The sequence below is a fragment of the Actinospica robiniae DSM 44927 genome, assembly GCF_000504285.1.
Classification (GTDB): Bacteria; Actinomycetota; Actinomycetes; order Streptomycetales; family Catenulisporaceae; genus Actinospica; species Actinospica robiniae.
In genome coordinates, this window is the sequence record NZ_KI632511.1 from 3541097 (window position 1) to 3555980 (window position 14884).

14 protein-coding genes and 2 pseudogenes are annotated in these 14884 nt (G+C 69.6%); 8 read left to right on the top strand and 8 right to left on the bottom strand.

Annotated features, from left to right (window positions below; translation table 11 throughout):
* Positions 1-34 precede the first annotated feature (34 nt).
* From ACTRO_RS14985 to ACTRO_RS48890, 4 genes and pseudogenes are all read right to left on the bottom strand, one after another.
* Positions 35-1180: an acyl-CoA dehydrogenase family protein gene (locus ACTRO_RS14985; protein WP_034263664.1), complete on the bottom strand. Its 1146-nt coding sequence runs from the start codon at positions 1178-1180 to the stop codon at positions 35-37.
* Positions 1177-3087: a N,N-dimethylformamidase beta subunit family domain-containing protein gene (locus ACTRO_RS14990; protein ID WP_211244256.1), complete on the bottom strand. Its 1911-nt coding sequence runs from the start codon at positions 3085-3087 to the stop codon at positions 1177-1179. The genes ACTRO_RS14985 and ACTRO_RS14990 overlap by 4 nt, the downstream gene beginning before the upstream one ends.
* Positions 3087-4478, bottom strand: a complete 1392-nt coding sequence (locus tag ACTRO_RS14995) for a condensation domain-containing protein (protein WP_034263665.1) — start codon at positions 4476-4478, stop codon at positions 3087-3089. The genes ACTRO_RS14990 and ACTRO_RS14995 overlap by 1 nt, the downstream gene beginning before the upstream one ends.
* 178 nt (positions 4479-4656) lie before the next feature.
* A pseudogene (locus ACTRO_RS48890) lies at positions 4657-5216 on the bottom strand (DJ-1/PfpI family protein).
* Between the two features lie 148 nt (positions 5217-5364).
* On the opposite strand from ACTRO_RS48890, the gene ACTRO_RS15005 reads away from it, so the two are divergent.
* Complete coding sequence (locus ACTRO_RS15005; RefSeq protein WP_034263666.1) at positions 5365-6195, top strand: hypothetical protein; 831 nt, start codon at positions 5365-5367, stop codon at positions 6193-6195.
* Between the two features lie 86 nt (positions 6196-6281).
* Here ACTRO_RS15005 and ACTRO_RS49660 read toward each other — a convergent pair.
* Both ACTRO_RS49660 and ACTRO_RS15010 read right to left on the bottom strand, forming a co-directional pair.
* A pseudogene (locus ACTRO_RS49660) lies at positions 6282-6589 on the bottom strand (transposase); the annotation flags it as partial.
* A gap of 140 nt (positions 6590-6729) precedes the next feature.
* Entirely contained in the window at positions 6730-7161 is a 432-nt protein-coding gene (locus ACTRO_RS15010) for an ATP-binding protein (protein ID WP_051450864.1), read from the bottom strand.
* A gap of 140 nt (positions 7162-7301) precedes the next feature.
* On the opposite strand from ACTRO_RS15010, the gene ACTRO_RS15015 reads away from it, so the two are divergent.
* The 3 genes from ACTRO_RS15015 (at position 7302) to ACTRO_RS43340 (ending at position 8670) form a co-directional block, all read left to right on the top strand.
* Positions 7302-7583: a hypothetical protein gene (locus ACTRO_RS15015; protein ID WP_034263667.1), complete on the top strand. Its 282-nt coding sequence runs from the start codon at positions 7302-7304 to the stop codon at positions 7581-7583.
* 52 nt (positions 7584-7635) lie between these two features.
* A complete protein-coding gene (locus ACTRO_RS15020) occupies positions 7636-7929 on the top strand; it encodes a hypothetical protein (protein ID WP_034263668.1) in 294 nt (97 codons plus the stop codon).
* Positions 7930-8031: 102 nt separating this feature from the next.
* On the top strand, positions 8032-8670 hold the full coding sequence (locus ACTRO_RS43340; RefSeq protein ID WP_051450865.1) for a DUF4352 domain-containing protein: 639 nt from the start codon (positions 8032-8034) through the stop codon (positions 8668-8670).
* A gap of 48 nt (positions 8671-8718) precedes the next feature.
* Here ACTRO_RS43340 and ACTRO_RS15030 read toward each other — a convergent pair whose 3' ends face one another.
* Positions 8719-9369 carry a GNAT family N-acetyltransferase gene (locus ACTRO_RS15030; RefSeq protein ID WP_051450866.1) on the bottom strand — a complete coding sequence of 217 codons (651 nt, stop codon included), beginning with the start codon at positions 9367-9369 and terminating at the stop codon, positions 8719-8721.
* A gap of 193 nt (positions 9370-9562) precedes the next feature.
* Between ACTRO_RS15030 and ACTRO_RS15035 the strand changes: the two genes are divergently transcribed.
* From ACTRO_RS15035 to fumC, 3 genes are all read left to right on the top strand, one after another.
* Positions 9563-10360, top strand: coding sequence for a maleylpyruvate isomerase N-terminal domain-containing protein (locus ACTRO_RS15035; RefSeq protein WP_034263669.1), 798 nt, complete (start codon positions 9563-9565; stop codon positions 10358-10360).
* A gap of 63 nt (positions 10361-10423) precedes the next feature.
* The gene (locus ACTRO_RS15040) at positions 10424-11254 is read left to right on the top strand and encodes an alpha/beta fold hydrolase (RefSeq protein ID WP_034263671.1); all 831 of its coding nucleotides are present in this window, start codon (positions 10424-10426) and stop codon (positions 11252-11254) included.
* Positions 11255-11294: 40 nt separating this feature from the next.
* Positions 11295-12743, top strand: coding sequence for a class II fumarate hydratase (gene fumC, locus ACTRO_RS15045; RefSeq protein ID WP_034263672.1), 1449 nt, complete (start codon positions 11295-11297; stop codon positions 12741-12743).
* Positions 12744-12780: 37 nt separating this feature from the next.
* On the opposite strand, the gene ACTRO_RS15050 is transcribed toward fumC, so the two are convergent.
* Positions 12781-12972 (bottom strand): hypothetical protein, encoded by a 192-nt coding sequence (locus ACTRO_RS15050; RefSeq protein WP_034263673.1) that lies wholly within the window; start codon positions 12970-12972, stop codon positions 12781-12783.
* 327 nt (positions 12973-13299) lie between these two features.
* On the opposite strand from ACTRO_RS15050, the gene ACTRO_RS15055 reads away from it, so the two are divergent.
* Positions 13300-14742, top strand: a complete 1443-nt coding sequence (locus ACTRO_RS15055) for an NAD-dependent succinate-semialdehyde dehydrogenase (RefSeq protein WP_034263675.1) — start codon at positions 13300-13302, stop codon at positions 14740-14742.
* Positions 14743-14884 lie beyond the last annotated feature (142 nt).

The following is a 14884-nucleotide window of genomic DNA, read 5'->3' on the forward strand; positions in this document are numbered from 1 at the left end:
CGTCAAGATTTATATATCAGAGCAGAACTCATACTCACAGGCCGAGCGACCGGCCGATGATCTCTTTCATGATCTCGTTGGTGCCGCCGTAGATCGGCATCATCCGGGTGTCGACGAAAGCCCTGGCCACCCGGTATTCGTGCATGTAGCCGTAGCCGCCGTGCAACTGGAGGCAGCGGTCGACGACCCGCTTCTGCACGTCGGTGCACCACCACTTGGCCCGGGCCGCGCCGACCGCGTCGAAGCGCTTGGCGACGTGGTCCAGCACACACTGATCGACGAAGGTCCGGGCCACCTCCAGTTCGGTCGCCATCTCGGCCAACTCGAACCGCACGTGCTGCAGTTCGCCGATCGGGCGGCCGAAGGCCTGCCGGCTCCGGCAGTAGGCCAGCGTCTCGGCCAACACCGCCTCAGCCGACGCGACCGCCGCCACCGCGATGCTCAGCCGTTCCCGGGGCAGGTGCTCCGTCAGCGCGCGCAGCGCGTTGCCCTCGACGTCGAGCAGGTTCTCCGGCGGCACCCGCACGTCGCGGAAGAAGAGCTCGACGGTGTCCTGCGCGTGCAGGCCCAGCTTGCGCAGCGGACGGCCGCGTTCCAGCCCCGGCATGTCCCGCTCGACCACCAGCAGGCTGACTCGCCCGCGAGAAGCGCGTCGTGGGTCGGTGACCGCGGCCACGATGATGAGGTCGGCTTCAGAACCGTTGCTGACGAAGGTCTTCGAGCCGTTGAGCACGTACCCGTCGGCGTCGCGCACGGCCGTGGTACGCATCCCCGCCAGGTCGCTGCCGGCGCCGGGCTCGGTCAGCGCGATCGCGGCGAGCAGTTCGCCCCGGCAGTAGCCGGGCAGCCAGCGCTTGCGCTGCGCCTCATCAGTCAGGGTATTGAGATATGGCCCGATGATGTCGTTGTGCAGCGGTATCGCCACGCCGTTGGCGCCGGTCCGGGCCAGTTCTTCGGTGATGAGCGCCGGGAACCGGTAGTCGTCGATGCCCCCGCCGCCGAACTCCTCGGCCACGTCCAGGCCCAACAACCCGTTGCGGCCCGCGGCGCGCCACAGCGTCCGGTCGACCCGGCCGGCATCCTCCCAGGCCTCGTAGTGCGGCAACACCTCCCGCGCCACGAAAGCGCGTACGGTGTCCCGGAAGTCGAGGTGGTCCTGCTCGAGAATCGCGTCCCTCATCGCGCCGCTCCCGGCCCGGCCTCGCGCCAGCGCAGCGGAACCCCATCGCAGGACCCGGCGATGAGCCGACCGGCGCCGGCGGCGAGGGCCGTGGATCCCGTCCCCGGCCCGGTGTCCCCGTCGAGCTGCTGCCACGGCTCGTGTGCGAGTGGGCGCCGCGTCAGGATCGTGCCGTCGTCCGCGAGCCCGTAGAGCCGGCCGTTCATCGCGGTGAGACCTACGAGCATGCCGGCCTTTCCACATTCCAGCCATTCCGCGGCGTCGAGACCGGACGAACCGTCCGGTCGGGCGAGCGGCGCCGTCCATAGCAAGCCGTCCCGGTCCGTCGCGTAAAGCGCGCCGTTCACGGCCGCGAGGGCGGAGGTGTTCGCCGGTACCCGACCGAATGCAGACCATTGATATATGCCGTCGGGCCCGGGGTCGGCATCGGTGTATCGCAGCTCGCCGTCGGCCGTGGCGGCGTAGATGCCGAGCGGCCCGCCGGTGACGGCCTCCCGCGGAACCGCCAGCGCCACAACGCCTTCAGCCCGCCCGACCGGCCGCCACCGCAGATTCTGGCCGCACAGGTCACGCACCGCCAAGGCGCCGTCGGCCAACGCCGCGAACAGCCGAGAATCGACCGCCGTCAGGGCACGGATGTCTGCGGCCGGGCCGATCACCGTCCACCGGCTGCGGTCGGGCGGTTCCGAGAGGCGACTCAGTACATTGCGGGTGATTCGATCGACCGCGGGGTCGTGCAGCGCGGCACCCCAGTTGACCGTCCCCGCGTTGAACACCGTGCCCGCGCCCGACTCGAAGACGCCCATCGTCGCCGCGCCGCCCTGACCGTAGTGCGCCCAGTGCGCCAGATCGGCCGTCGCCAACACGACGAAGGAGGCCGGTGTCCCGTCGCGACCGGTGGCCCTCGGCACGCCGTCACGTTCCTCGATGTCCGCGGCGTCCGTCTCGTAGCCCAAGCAGCCGCGCCCGAACTGGTCCCCGTCCGTCAGGCCGGTGCCCTCGAACACCCAGTGGTCCGCGAAGCGCGCGGTGTAGGACTCCTCGCGCATGAGCGGCATGTACGGGCCCCAGCAGCCCGCGCCGCGCCGGAAGCTGACGCCGGTCATGGCGTTCTCCGGGCGGTTGACCGGGGCACTGGACCACTCCACGGTGACCCGCTCGGGGTCGGTCGCGGAGAAGGGGTCGGCGACGGCGTCGCGGTGGCAGACGATGGTGCGCCCGGCGTCCTCGAGCCGGATCTGCCACCACGCCGTGTTGGCGGCGAAGACGGCGAGGTTGCCGCCGCGGCGGGTGAACGTCTCCACCGCGTCGCGCATCTCCTTGGTCCAGTACTCGTCGTGTCCGTTGACGACGAGCAGGCGGTAGCCGGCCAGAAGATCGTCGCCGCCGTGCAGATCCAGGCCCGAGCAGTAGTCCACGGCGATGTCGTTGGCGCGCAGCCAAGCCATCAGGCCGTGCTCCCAGCGCTCGGTCGGCGGACCGCCGCCGGGCCGGTCGAAACTCACCCGCGCGGCCCGCTCCGGGTTCTCGGCTCCGTAAAGCCCCTCGCCCGGCACATCGAAGCGGTTGTAGGCCTGCCAGGTGGCGAACGGCACCGACAGCAGCACGGGTGCGCCCGGCGCGGCCGCGCGCACGACGAAGTGAGCCTCGGCGTCCGGGTCCGTCTCCGACGCGTCGTCATCTTCCGCCGACGTCTCCCGGAACACCGCGCGGTAAAGCGAACTGCGCCAGCCCTCGGGGATCTCCAGCACCCAGCGCGGCCCCTCGACGCGCGACCGGGCGACCGGCGTGCCGTCGACCGCGTCGTACACCGTGGCCGTCACCGGCCCGTCGGCGCTGCCGTCGACCTGGAACATCAGCCGTTCGCCGGGCGCGACCGAAGTGGCGAGCGCATACGCGGTCGCCATCAGCGGAGCATTCCCGCCAACTCGCCGACCGCGACCTCGCGACCGGCCGACTCGACGAGCAGGTGCTCCACACCGCGCAGATATCGCTCGATCGTGTCCGGCGGCAGATACCGGGTGTCGGCGGTCAGGTCGATGCGGAACAGCGGCGCGCCGCCGACGACGTGCACGCAGAATCGGCAGCTGACCTTCGGCAGCTTGCGCGCCCAACTGAACTCGCTGCGTTCCCGGGCCGCGCGCAACGCGTCGAGTCCGGGCCCGGGCCCGTCGACCGTGCCCGCCGGGCGATCCGGGCCGCCGCGCAGATCGTTGTAGCAGCAGTACGGATGGACGCTCTCGCCCCGGTCCCGGTCCACTCGGGCGAACATCGCGTCCCGCCCGGCCTCGTCGTACTCGGCGGCCCGGTACATCCGGACCGAGGCGGACCAGGTGCGGCGGACCAGATCCGCGAACGTGGCGTCGCGGTCGATATCCAGCGTGAGCAGGCCCTCCATCGACAGACTGGAGACCAGAGCGCGCTGCGCCGGGCGGAACCGGTTGCCCACGATCGCCAGCATGGCGCACAGCTCGTGGCCCTCGAGTTCGGCCGCCAGCGCGGCGCAGGCGGCCAGGATCACCGCGGAATCGCCGACCTCGCACCGCGCGGCGACGAGGGCGAGCGCGTCGCCGAGGGCCGGCGAACTGAGCGCGCCGGTCCAGAACGGCGGATCCTGCGCGGCAGCCCGCGCCACCGGGAACATCGTCGGCGGAATGCGCCGGTACTCGGCCTCCCAATAGTCCAGTGCGCGCTCAGAAGCGCGCCGCCCGGTCGGCGCGTTCTGCGTCGCGACGAGATCCAACGGCTGCGGCGCCGGCGACGCGGGCTCCGCATCCGCTCGCAGATACCCGGCGAGATCGTCGAGCACTACCTGCGAGCCGCCGAAGTCGGCCGCCAGATGGCAGAAACAGAACACCACCCGCGCTACCGCGTCGTCGTCCGTCGTCACGAACGCGACCCGCAACGGGAGCTCGCCGACGTAGTCGAATGCGCGCGACTCGTATTCGGCCGCTGTCGCCGCCGCCACCGAGTCGACATCGGCGGCGGCACAACAGTGCATGTCGACGTTCAGTTTCCCGGCGCCGTGCACGACCTGCTCAGGCAGCGCCTCGTCCGCGACCAGCGTCGTGCGCAGCGCCTCGTGCCGCGCCAGGACCCGCGCCAAGGCGTCGGTCACGTCTTCGATCCCGGCCCGGCCCGCCGGTGTGAACTCGCGGCTGAAGTTAAAGTACTGATCCTCCGGCCGGGTCCGCCGGATGGCGTTCCACAGCGCCTGCTGCCCCCACGCCAGCGAGCCGGATCTGCCTTCCCCGCCCCGGAAGCCGACGGACACGCTCGTCACCACGACGTCTGACACCGCAGACCCTTTCCCCCGCGTCCCACCCGGACGCCCAGGCCCCGAAGGTACCACAGGTCTAGTCCAATTTGGCAGGGCAGACTTCGGGCTCTGAGTTCGGGGCCAGGCCAGTATCAGGAGACTGATCAGACTGGGCGCGATGCCGGCTTCCGCAGGGTTCTACGAGCTCCGCTCCAGCTCACATGCTCGGGCCGGCGCTCAGATCCGCGTACGCACTCGGGTCCTTCTCGCCGAACAAGCGGCACCAATCCGCGAGCACCCGCGGCCGATAGACGTCCAGCTTGCCCAGGATCTCCCGCGCGAACTCGACCGGCGCGATCGGGCTGGCGGTGATCAGGTCCCCGTCCGCGACGACGAGCTCGGGCCGGTAGTGCGCCGCGCCGCGATAGCCGGTCATGGCCAGGTATTCCGGCGCGCTGCTCGTGTGCGGGCGCTCGTCGAGCAACCCCTCACGCGCGAGGCCGAAGGTCGCGCCGCAGATCGCCGCGACGGGCACGCCGGCTTCAAGGCACGCACGCGCGCGCGGCCCGCGCGAACTCACCGTTGCCGTCTTCCGCATGCCAGGACCCGGTCCCCGCCGGCCGTGACCACCGGCTCCCCCGTCGCCCCGACCGTGGCCACCGCGTATCGCCCGGGTGCTTGCTGCCACTGCGGGTCCCGAATGTGGGCGATCGCGTAACCGACCTCCCAGTCGGCCAGGCCGTCGTACACCGCGAGATGGATCGTCTCAGCGCTCATACGCCGAGTATGCCGAATCGGGCGCTTCTCAGGCCTCTGTCGACAGCACGGAAATCTCCGTCGACAGCGGGTCTGTGGACACCGCAGAATATGCTGAGCCGTTGCACGCGTGGCTACCTGGAACTTAAAGATCAATAGAAGGACGACAATGGCGAAATACTCGGTGACCGTGTGCCTGTCGCCGGGCACTGAGGCAGACCTCCCCATCGCGCTGACGAAGGCGCTCGCCCCCTTTGCGGGAGACACCGATCTGGACTGGGACTTCGGCTACATGTGGGACAGCTGGCGAGTCAGAGGCGGCAACGACGGCTATGGCTTCTGGGTGCGCCCGGGATGCGAAGATGACCCACGGCTGATCCACGACGGCCTGGGTTCGGATGGCGTCGTACCCGACCTGCCGAGCCTGCCGGGTCTGTGCGCGGGTGGCCCACGCGAGCTGCTCGACCTCTCCGAGGAGCCGGAGCTCGGCCGCACGCTGGCCGTCGAGGCATGGGAATTGTGGCACCGGCTGGCCGATACTCACCCTCTGGCGCTGCCTTACGAGCTCATCAGCCATCGCCTACAGTCCAGCCCACGCGGGAGCGTGGATTCCGAGCAAGCGCGCCGGGAATACGCGGCACAGCCGCTCATCGCCGCCTACGAGGCAGCGCACCCGCTAGGCGGCCGCGACCCACGACACTATTCGGCGGAAGTCCAGTTCCGCCCCGGTGCTCTCCGTCACGCCAGATTGAACGCGCAAACTTTCGCCGACAGCGTCGTCTCCCAGCACCTGGGTGGCTGGGACCTGCTCACCCTCGACGGGTGGTGGATCGGAGACGACGGCGCCGCCCACCACGGAACCTGCGGCAGCGCGTGCATCCACCGCCCGGATGCTTACAACGACGCCCGCGGCAACGCCAACTACCACACCGGCAAGCATCGGTACCTCGAAGCGTTGCCGCCCGAGACGATTCTGGTCAGGATCTACGGCCGCTGCTGACTGCCGGCGGCGGACACACGGCATCCGTGGTCCGCCGCAATCCGCCGGCCGATGCAGAATTCGGGCTCTCCTGCTGTATCCGCGGGTTAGTTTCTGCCGGGGAGGGTGGGTTTGTAGCCGCCGAGCTGAGGAGAGCGAGTGCGATGAGGGCTTGGGGGTTGGCGAATCCGTAGGCCGTGCGTGTGATGAGGCGGATTTTGGTGTTGGTCGATTGGATCAGGGCGTTGGACAGGCCGTGTTCGAGTGTGGCGTCGAGGGTGGCGCGATGTTCCTTGATTCTCTTCGCGAGCCCGGTGAATTCCGGGCTGCGGCAGCGTGCGGCCCAGGCGAGCCATCGGTCCAGGGCGTTTTTACCTTCGGTGCCTTTGACTTTGAAGACGTGGCGTAGTGCTTCGGGTCCTCGCAAAACGCGTCGAGCATGAGCTCCATCGCGGCCGCCAGTGCGGCAGGCAGTTCAAGGTCTTCGCCGGTGTCCATGACGGGAAGCTATCAACGGGCGGAGACAGGCCGACGCGCCGTCGATTGCGCATGCCCTCAGCTGCTCGCGTCGTCCTCCTGATGCACCAGATGCGGCCGGAAGCAGGCGGTAACGATCTTGCCGTAGGGGCAGCGGCGGGACTGCCAGCTGTCTGCGAGCGCCTCGACGAGGAGCATGCCGCGTCCGCCGAGGCTCTCGTTGTCCGGGGAGCGCGGCGTCGGCAACGCGGGCGAGGCGTCGTGGACGACGACGTGCAGGCAGCGGTTATCCCAGGCCAGAATCAGCTGCGCATCGCTGTGCGCATGCAGATGTGCGTTGGTGACCAGCTCGGAGACGGTAAGCAGCACAGCGTCCGCGGTGTCGGGCGCGTCGGTGGTCCAGCCGAGTGCGCGCAGGCGCTCCCGAGCCCAGTCGCGCGCCGCCTTCACGCTGCTGTCGATCGGCAGCGAGCGCGCCCAGCCCACCGCTCGTACGGAAGACTCGCTCACTTCCGGCCTCCCTTCCGATGCAGTGCTTGATCCAGTGTTTGATCCAGTGCGCCAGATCCAGTCCACTCCGTGTACCCCGGTCGCAGAAGTCGATGCGAGCACGGCTCGCGGAGACCGAGACGCCGGGTTAGCGTCGGGCCATGAACGGTCCGACGCTCCTCGAGCAAGCCGAACTCGCTTTGGACGCCGCAGGCCTCACCGAGCGCGTGACGCTGGACGAGGCCAGCTTCGCCGGGAACACTCCCTCCGTACAGGTCTCCCTGCCTGTACCGCCCGATGACGACTTGGCGAAGCAGGTACAAGACGCCCTGCACGTGCGTCACCTGCACCTCGCCGGCTACGGCTTCATGCCCGAGGGCACGCCGCTCGAGCAGTTGGCGCGCGGAGAAGTACTCGCGGTCGTGCAGGCCTCGGCCGACTGACACGCGGCCGGCACCGGTCGCGGAACGCGGGTTCGCGGGTTAGCGTCCTGGTATGGATGAGGCTGACAGGCGCCGGGCCCAGGTCGTGCTGCACGATGTCGAAGTGGCCATGGCCGCCAGCGAACTCAGCGAGATCGTGAGCTTGGACGTCGGCTCGCTCGACGGAAACACCTTCTCCGTCGTCATCGCGTTGCGCAACCCGCCCGACGAGGACACCGCCAAGCGGGTGGAGCGTGGGATCGACGCCCACTCGCTCCAACTGTCGGCTTTCCGGCCGGGAACGCCCGGCACCGTCGTGGAGCAGTTGGCGCGAGGCGATCAGGTCGCGGTCGCCACGGCGCACTAGCGCCTCATCGAACGCCAGGTCACGACTGCGCAAAACCCGCACGAATCGCCGACTGCACAGGTACGGTCACCCTCGGTGGACCATCGAACCGAGGGGGATTTCATGGAACGGCGCGCTGACCAGCAGCCGTATTTCGCTCAGCCGCCGAGTCAGCCGCCGAAGAAGAAGCGCACCGGCTGGTGGATCGGCGGCTTCGGCTGCCTGGGTGTCGTGGTGGCGTTCATCGTGGTCGCTGTCGCAGTCGGCTCTGGCGCGGGTACCAGTCTGACCGTGAGTCCCGATGACAACACCCCCGTCGGAGGGCACTCCGCCGCTACTGCGGCGAAGCCGGCCGGGCTCGGCGACACGATCGACGTCACCGACTCCAACGGCGGCAAGCTCGCCGTCACGCTCATCAAAGTCGTCCCAGGTGCGAAGGGTGCGGACGAATTCAACGCGCCCGACGCGGGCAAGCAGTTCGTCGCCGTCCAACTCCGCATCAAGAACGTCGGCACATCCGCGTGGTCGGACTCCCCCGACAACTGCGTGCAGCTACGCGACGGCTCTGGGCAGCAGTTCAACGCCGACCTCGACAACGTCAGCGTCGGCCAGTCGTTCGCCGGTTCCGCGAGCCTTACGCCCGGATCCAGCGTCCTCGGCGTCGAGGTGTTCCAACTGCCGTCCGGCGACAAGCTCGGGCTCTTTCAGTTCCAGACCGACTCTGGAATGGGTCCGGGCATTGCGCAGTGGACGCTCGCGTGACCGGAGTGAAGACACCGTAGACGGCTCGGCTCGAGCGGCTCGAGCGGCTCAGAAGTCGATCCGCATCACCACGCGCCGCGGCGTCGGGTGGGCGACCTCCCGGAACCCGGCGTCCGCGAAGGCGCCGCGGCTGCCGACGTGCAGTTCGCCCCAGGTGATCTCCTTTCCGGGTTCGGTGACCATCGGATAGGCCTCGAGCGCTCGTGCCCCGCGCTCGCGGGCGAACTCCACCGCAGCGGCCGCGAGGGCGTGGGTGATGCCCGTGCGGCGGAACTCGGTACGGGTGATGAAGCAGGTGACAGCCCACACGCCGGCGTCGTCCTTGTCCTCGCCGCGCGCCTTCCACGCCACGCGGGAGGCGGGTAGGCCGGGGAAAGCCGTGCGAGGCTCCACGTTGCACCAGCCCGCCGGCTCGTCGTCGGCGTACGCCACGAGCCCGCTTGTCGCCTCGGACTCCGGGTCGCCGCAGGACGTCTGCCCGCGCAGCCGGAAGGCCCGTGCCTCGTCGTACGCCGGTTCCCACGCGGCCCCGCCCGCCTTGAACCGCTGGCAGTAGCACGCGCCGCCGTGGCATCTGGCCTTGCCGAGGATGAGCTCGAGGTCCTCCCACGACGCCTCGTTCGCGGGGACGATCCTCAGCCCGGACGCCGCGGATGCTGTGCCGGTACTGGTACTGGTACCGCTGTCATTCCGGGCCATTCGGTCCTCCCCTTACGGCAAGCCACCCGAAAACTAACACCAGGGCTCGCGTCCGCGCACCGGCATCTACAGGGGGTGCGACTCCCACGAACGGCCCTACCCCGGTTCCCTCGACAGGTTGCCGGGCGTCGGCGGCCGACTTACGGTCGCCACGTGGCCGTCGTGACGACGGCCTATCCTGCGAGGAGGACCGATGACCCGCGCCGGACTGGAAGCCGCGCGCCGGAGCGCGGCGCAACTCGACGAGATCATCCCCATGGTGGACGACGAGATGTGGGAGACGCCGTCCGCGTGCGCGGGGTGGCGGGTGATCGATGTGCTCGCCCACCTCGCCGCGCTCGCCACCGAGGCGGTCGATCCGCCCAAGCCGGACCCTTCGTGGCCTGCGAACCGCGAGCGCTACCACGACCTCCGGGTCGACGAGCGGCGGGACTGGCCCCACGCGCGGGTCATCGACGAATGGCAGCGCAGCGCACCGCTGCAGCTCAAGCTGCTGGCGAAAGGCCAGGACGCGAAGATCGCGGATGATCCGGTCAACGTGACGGGGCTCGGCGTCTATCCGCGGCACCTGCTGGCGAACACGATGGCCTTCAACGTCTTCTGCCATGTGCGCAACGACATGTTGGCACCGGACGGGCCGCTGCCGTTCACGTTGCCCGAACCGACGGACGAGGACGTCGGGCCGGCCGTCGAGTTCATGCTGGCGGGCGTGCCGCAGATGCAGGGCGAGGAGTTGACCGCCACGGTCCTCGAGCCTTTGGTGCTGGAACTGACCGGCCCGGGTGCGACGACGGTGACGGTGCTGCCGGCCGATCTGGGCCGTGATGCCTTGACGGTGGTGCCCGGCGCGAACGGCTCGACCCGTATCCGCAGCACCGCCCTCGACTTCATCAAGTGGGGCACCACGCGCAAGCCGTGGCGCGACTACTGCGAGGTCACCGGCGACGAAGCGGACGCGGCGCGCTTCCTGGACCGCCTGAACATCGTCTGAGTAGCCTGATATCAGAGGTAATATCAGAATTGAGATTAACCTCAATACATGCGAGGAGACATCGTGCCTTACGCCACCGTCGGCCAGGAGAACTCCGGATCGATCGACCTCTACTACGAGGACCACGGTTCGGGCCGCCCGATCGTGCTCATCCACGGTTTCCCGCTCAGCGGCCGGGCCTGGGAGCGCCAGGAGCGAGCGCTGCTGGCCGCGGGCTACCGGACCATCGCCTATGACCGGCGCGGGTTCGGGAAGTCGAGCCAGCCGGCCACCGGATACGACTACGACACTTTCGCGGCCGACCTCGACCGGCTGCTCACCGCCCTCGACCTGACCGACGTCACCCTCGTCGGCCATTCCATGGGCGGCGGCGAGATCGCGCGCTACCTCGGCGCCTACGGGTCCGGCCGGATCCGCGACGCGGTGATCATCTCCGGCGTGCCCCCGTTCCTGCTCAACACGCCGGAGGATCCGTACGGTGGTCCGCAGGAGCTGTTCGACTCGATCGCCGGCGCCCTGACCGAGGACCGCTTCGCCTACTTCACCGAGTGGAACAAGAACTTCTTCAACCTCGACGACAACCTCGGCAAGCGGATCAGCCCGGAGGCCGTGCAGGACTCCTGGAACGCCGCCACGGCCGCGTCTCCGACCGGGACCATCGCCTGCGTGGCGACCTGGTACACGGACTTCCGCAAGGACCTGCCCAAGATCGACGTCCCGGTGCTGGTCATGCACGGTACGGCCGACCGGATCCTGCCGATCGAGGCCACCGGCGCGCGCACCCACGAGATGATCAAGGGCGCGAAGTACGTCACCGTCGAGGGCGCTCCGCACGGCCTGTGCTGGACGCACGCCGACGAGGTCAACAAGCACCTGCTCGCCTTCCTCGGCTGATCCGCCACTCCCGACGAACGAGAAACGCCGAGGTGGCGCGATGACTAAGCGGCAGGATTCGAACGAGGACCGCGCGCCGCGCGTGCTCGATCTCCCGGTGGGCCTGGACGCGACCGGGAAACGTCGCGAAACCGACTCGATGGGCGCGCTCGACGTGCCGGCCGACCGGTACTGGGGTGCGCAGACGCAGCGCTCGCTGATCCACTTCTCCATCGGCGACGACCGGATGCCCAAGGCCGTCTACCACGCCTACGGCTACGTGAAGAAGGCCGCGGCGATCGTCAACGGCCGGGCCGGACGCCTGCCGGAATGGAAGTCCGCGCTCATCCAGCGGGTGGCGGACGAGGTGATCGCCGGCGAGCTGGACGGGCACTTCCCGCTCTACGTCTGGCAGACCGGCTCGGGCACCCAGTCCAACATGAACACCAACGAGGTCATCAGCAACCGGGCGATCCAGCTGGTCGGCGGAGAGCTCGGCAGCAAGACCCCGATCCACCCGAACGACCACGTCAACCTGGGCCAGTCGTCCAACGACACCTTCCCGACCGCGATGCACATCGCGGCGCTCGCCGAGGTCGAGGACCACCTGGTGCCCGCCGTCAGGGCCCTGCGGGCCGCGATTGGGCGGAAGGCGGCCGACTGGCAGGACGTGGTGAAGATCGGGCGCACCCACCTCGAGGACGCCGTCCCGCTCACCGTCGGCCAGGAGTGGTCGGGTTACGAGCGGCAGCTGGAGCAGGCGCTCGAGCGGCTGACCGGCTCGGTCGAGGGACTGCACGAGCTGGCCGCCGGCGGCACGGCCGTGGGCACGGGCCTGAACGCGCCGCCCGACTTCGCCGAGCAGATCGCGGCCGAGATATCGAAGGAGACCCGGCGGCCGTTCGTCACGGCCGGCAACAAGTTCGCCGCGCAGGGCGGACTCGACGCGCTCGTCGGCGCCTCGGCGGGGCTGCGCTCGCTCGCGGTGCCGCTGATGAAGATCGCCAACGACATCCGCTGGCTGGCCTCGGGCCCGCGCTGCGGCCTGGCCGAGCTGACCCTGCCGGCGAACGAGCCCGGCTCCTCGATCATGCCGGGGAAGGTCAACCCGACCCAGTGCGAGGCCATGGTCATGGTGTGCATCCAGGTGCTGGCCGAGGACTCGGCGATCGCCTTCGCCGGCTCCCAGGGCAACTTCGAGCTCAACGCCATGCGCCCGGTGATCATCAACAACTTCCTGCACTCCGCCACGATCCTGGCCGACGCGTGCGTCAAGCTGCGCGAGTACTGCATCGAAGGCATCGAACTCAACGACGAGCGGATCGGCGACTACGTCGAGCGGTCCCTGATGCTGGTGACCGCGCTGTCCCCGGCCATCGGCTACGACAAGGCCTCGGCCATCGCGCACAAGGCCGACGACGAGGGCACGACGTTGCGCGAGGCCGCGCTCGCCTCGGGCGTGTCCGCCGACGAGTTCGACCGCGTCGTGGATCCTCGGACCATGGTCTAGCGGACCGGGCTGCCGGGGGATCAGGCCACGGATCGGGTCAGGCGTGGTGCCTGCCGATCTCCGATCTCAGCTGGGCGGCCTCCCGGGCGAGATCGGTCTCCCCGGCGGACGAGGTGATGGACAGCGGGCGCGGCCGGTTGTGGGCCAGGCGCGCGAGACGCTGGCCGGGGTCCGGGTACGTCGGGATGACGTGCCGGCCCCAGGTCCCGTTGACCAGGCCCGCGAGCATCGCGTAGAAACCCGCCGCGGCGGTCAGGAAGGCGAAGGCGGCGCCGGGTCGGGGGCCGGCTGCAGCGGCGTGGTGACCTCGGCCGAAGCGGACGACGACGGGTGTGACACGCCCTCACCTTAGTGAACGAAAGCGGCACTTCGGTATATGACGGTTTCCGTCCCGATCCGCCTGTCGGGCCTTGCGCGGGCAGCGTTTCGCCGGGTCGGGCCCGGCCGGCCGGGATATAAATGGGGTTTTCAGGACGAATAAGACAACGTATGCCGCGGGTCGGCGCCGAAGAACCACCGGCGCCTGGATCAGCCGCGGCGTCTGAGAGGAGCACCCATGTCCGAGGCCATCCAAGCTCCCACCCGGCTGCTGATCGGCGGAAAGTGGGTCGACGGCAAGGAGGGCACCTTCGACGTGCTGGACCCCTCGACGGGCTCTGCCATCGCCTCGGTGGCGCGGGCCGGCCTGCCGGACATGACGGCCGCCATCGACGCCGCCGCGGCGGCGCAGCCGGCCTGGGCGGCGGCCGCTCCCCGGGAGCGCTCGGCGATCCTGCGCAAGGCCTTCGATCTGATGATCGATCAGGCCGCTGACATGGCCTATCTGATGTCGCTGGAGATGGGCAAGTCGCTCGAGGACTCGAAGGCCGAGGTCCTCTACGCGGCGGAATTCCTGCGCTGGTACTCCGAGGAGGCCGTGCGCGTCGGCGGCGAGCTGCGCATGTCGCCGACCGGGCAGAATCGGATCATCACCTTCAAGAAGCCCTCGGGCGTCGCGCTCCTGCTCACGCCGTGGAACTTCCCCGCGGCGATGGCCACACGCAAGCTCGGCCCGGCTCTGGCCGCCGGCTGTTCGGTGGTCCTCAAGCCGGCCGAGGACACGCCGCTCACCGCCCTGGTGCTGGCCCGGATCCTGACCGAGGCCGGCGTCCCGGACGGCGTCGTCAACGTCGTGACGACGGAGCAGCCGGGCCCGATCGTCGAGCACGCGCTGGGTGACGACCGGGTGCGCAAGCTCTCGTTCACCGGATCGACCAGGGTCGGCGCGATCCTGCTCAAGCAGGCCGCCGACCGGATCGTGGACTCCTCGATGGAACTCGGCGGGAACAACGCATTCATCGTGTGCGCGGACGCCGATCTCGACGCCGCGCTCGACGGCGCGATGGTGGCGAAGATGCGCAACGGCGGACAGGCGTGCACCGCGGCCAACCGATTCCTGGTCGAGGAGCCGGTCGCCGAGGAGTTCGCACGCAGGCTGGCCGAGCGGATGGGCGCGTTGAAGATGGGGCCGGGGACAGTAGAGGGCACTCAGCTGGGGCCGATGATCAACGCCAGGCAGCGCGACGGCATCGCCGACAAGGTCTCGCGGTCCGTCGCCGCCGGCGCCAGGGCGATCCTGGGCGGTTCGGTCCCGGACGGCGCAGGGTTCTACTATCCGGCCACTGTGCTCCTCGACGTTCCCCGGGATTGCGCCGTGGCCACCGAGGAGATCTTCGGCCCGGTCGCCCCGATCATCGCCACCTCCTCCGACGACGACGCGATCGCGCTGGCCAACTCCTCCACGATGGGGCTGACCGGCTTCGTCTACACCCGCGACCTGGCCCGCGGCCTGCGGATCTGCGAGCGGCTCGAAGTCGGCATGGTCGGCCTCAACCGCGGCCTGGTCTCCGATCCGGCAGCGCCCTTCGGCGGCGTCAAGCATTCCGGGCTGGGCCGCGAGGGCGGGTTCGAGGGCATCGAGGAGTACCTGGAGACCACCTACGTCGCGGGCACCTGGTGACGCAGGCCGACAGGCGGGGCGGGCCCGTCCCGCCTGTCGGCCGATCGGCCCGTCCGGGGGGTTCCGCCGGTACCCGTAACGGCGGTGGCTCCCGCATCCGGCCCGGACCGGTTTCCATGGATCATGCAGGGCGCGGGGAGGC

Bases quoted from the DNA above. Each gene is read 5' to 3' on its own strand.
- ACTRO_RS15015 (WP_034263667.1), top strand. From the start codon at position 7,302: ATGAACGGTCCGACGCTCCTCGAGCAAGCCGAACTCGCTTTGGACGCC.
- ACTRO_RS14985 (WP_034263664.1), bottom strand. From the start codon at position 1,180: ATGAGGGACGCGATTCTCGAGCAGGACCACCTCGACTTCCGGGACACC.
- ACTRO_RS15035 (WP_034263669.1), top strand. From the start codon at position 9,563: ATGACCCGCGCCGGACTGGAAGCCGCGCGCCGGAGCGCGGCGCAACTC.
- ACTRO_RS14990 (WP_211244256.1), bottom strand. From the start codon at position 3,087: ATGGCGACCGCGTATGCGCTCGCCACTTCGGTCGCGCCCGGCGAACGG.
- ACTRO_RS43340 (WP_051450865.1), top strand. From the start codon at position 8,032: ATGGAACGGCGCGCTGACCAGCAGCCGTATTTCGCTCAGCCGCCGAGT.
- ACTRO_RS15005 (WP_034263666.1), top strand. From the start codon at position 5,365: ATGGCGAAATACTCGGTGACCGTGTGCCTGTCGCCGGGCACTGAGGCA.
- ACTRO_RS15020 (WP_034263668.1), top strand. From the start codon at position 7,636: ATGGATGAGGCTGACAGGCGCCGGGCCCAGGTCGTGCTGCACGATGTC.
- ACTRO_RS15055 (WP_034263675.1), top strand. From the start codon at position 13,300: ATGTCCGAGGCCATCCAAGCTCCCACCCGGCTGCTGATCGGCGGAAAG.
- ACTRO_RS15030 (WP_051450866.1), bottom strand. From the start codon at position 9,369: ATGGCCCGGAATGACAGCGGTACCAGTACCAGTACCGGCACAGCATCC.
- fumC (WP_034263672.1), top strand. From the start codon at position 11,295: ATGACTAAGCGGCAGGATTCGAACGAGGACCGCGCGCCGCGCGTGCTC.
- ACTRO_RS15050 (WP_034263673.1), bottom strand. From the start codon at position 12,972: ATGCTCGCGGGCCTGGTCAACGGGACCTGGGGCCGGCACGTCATCCCG.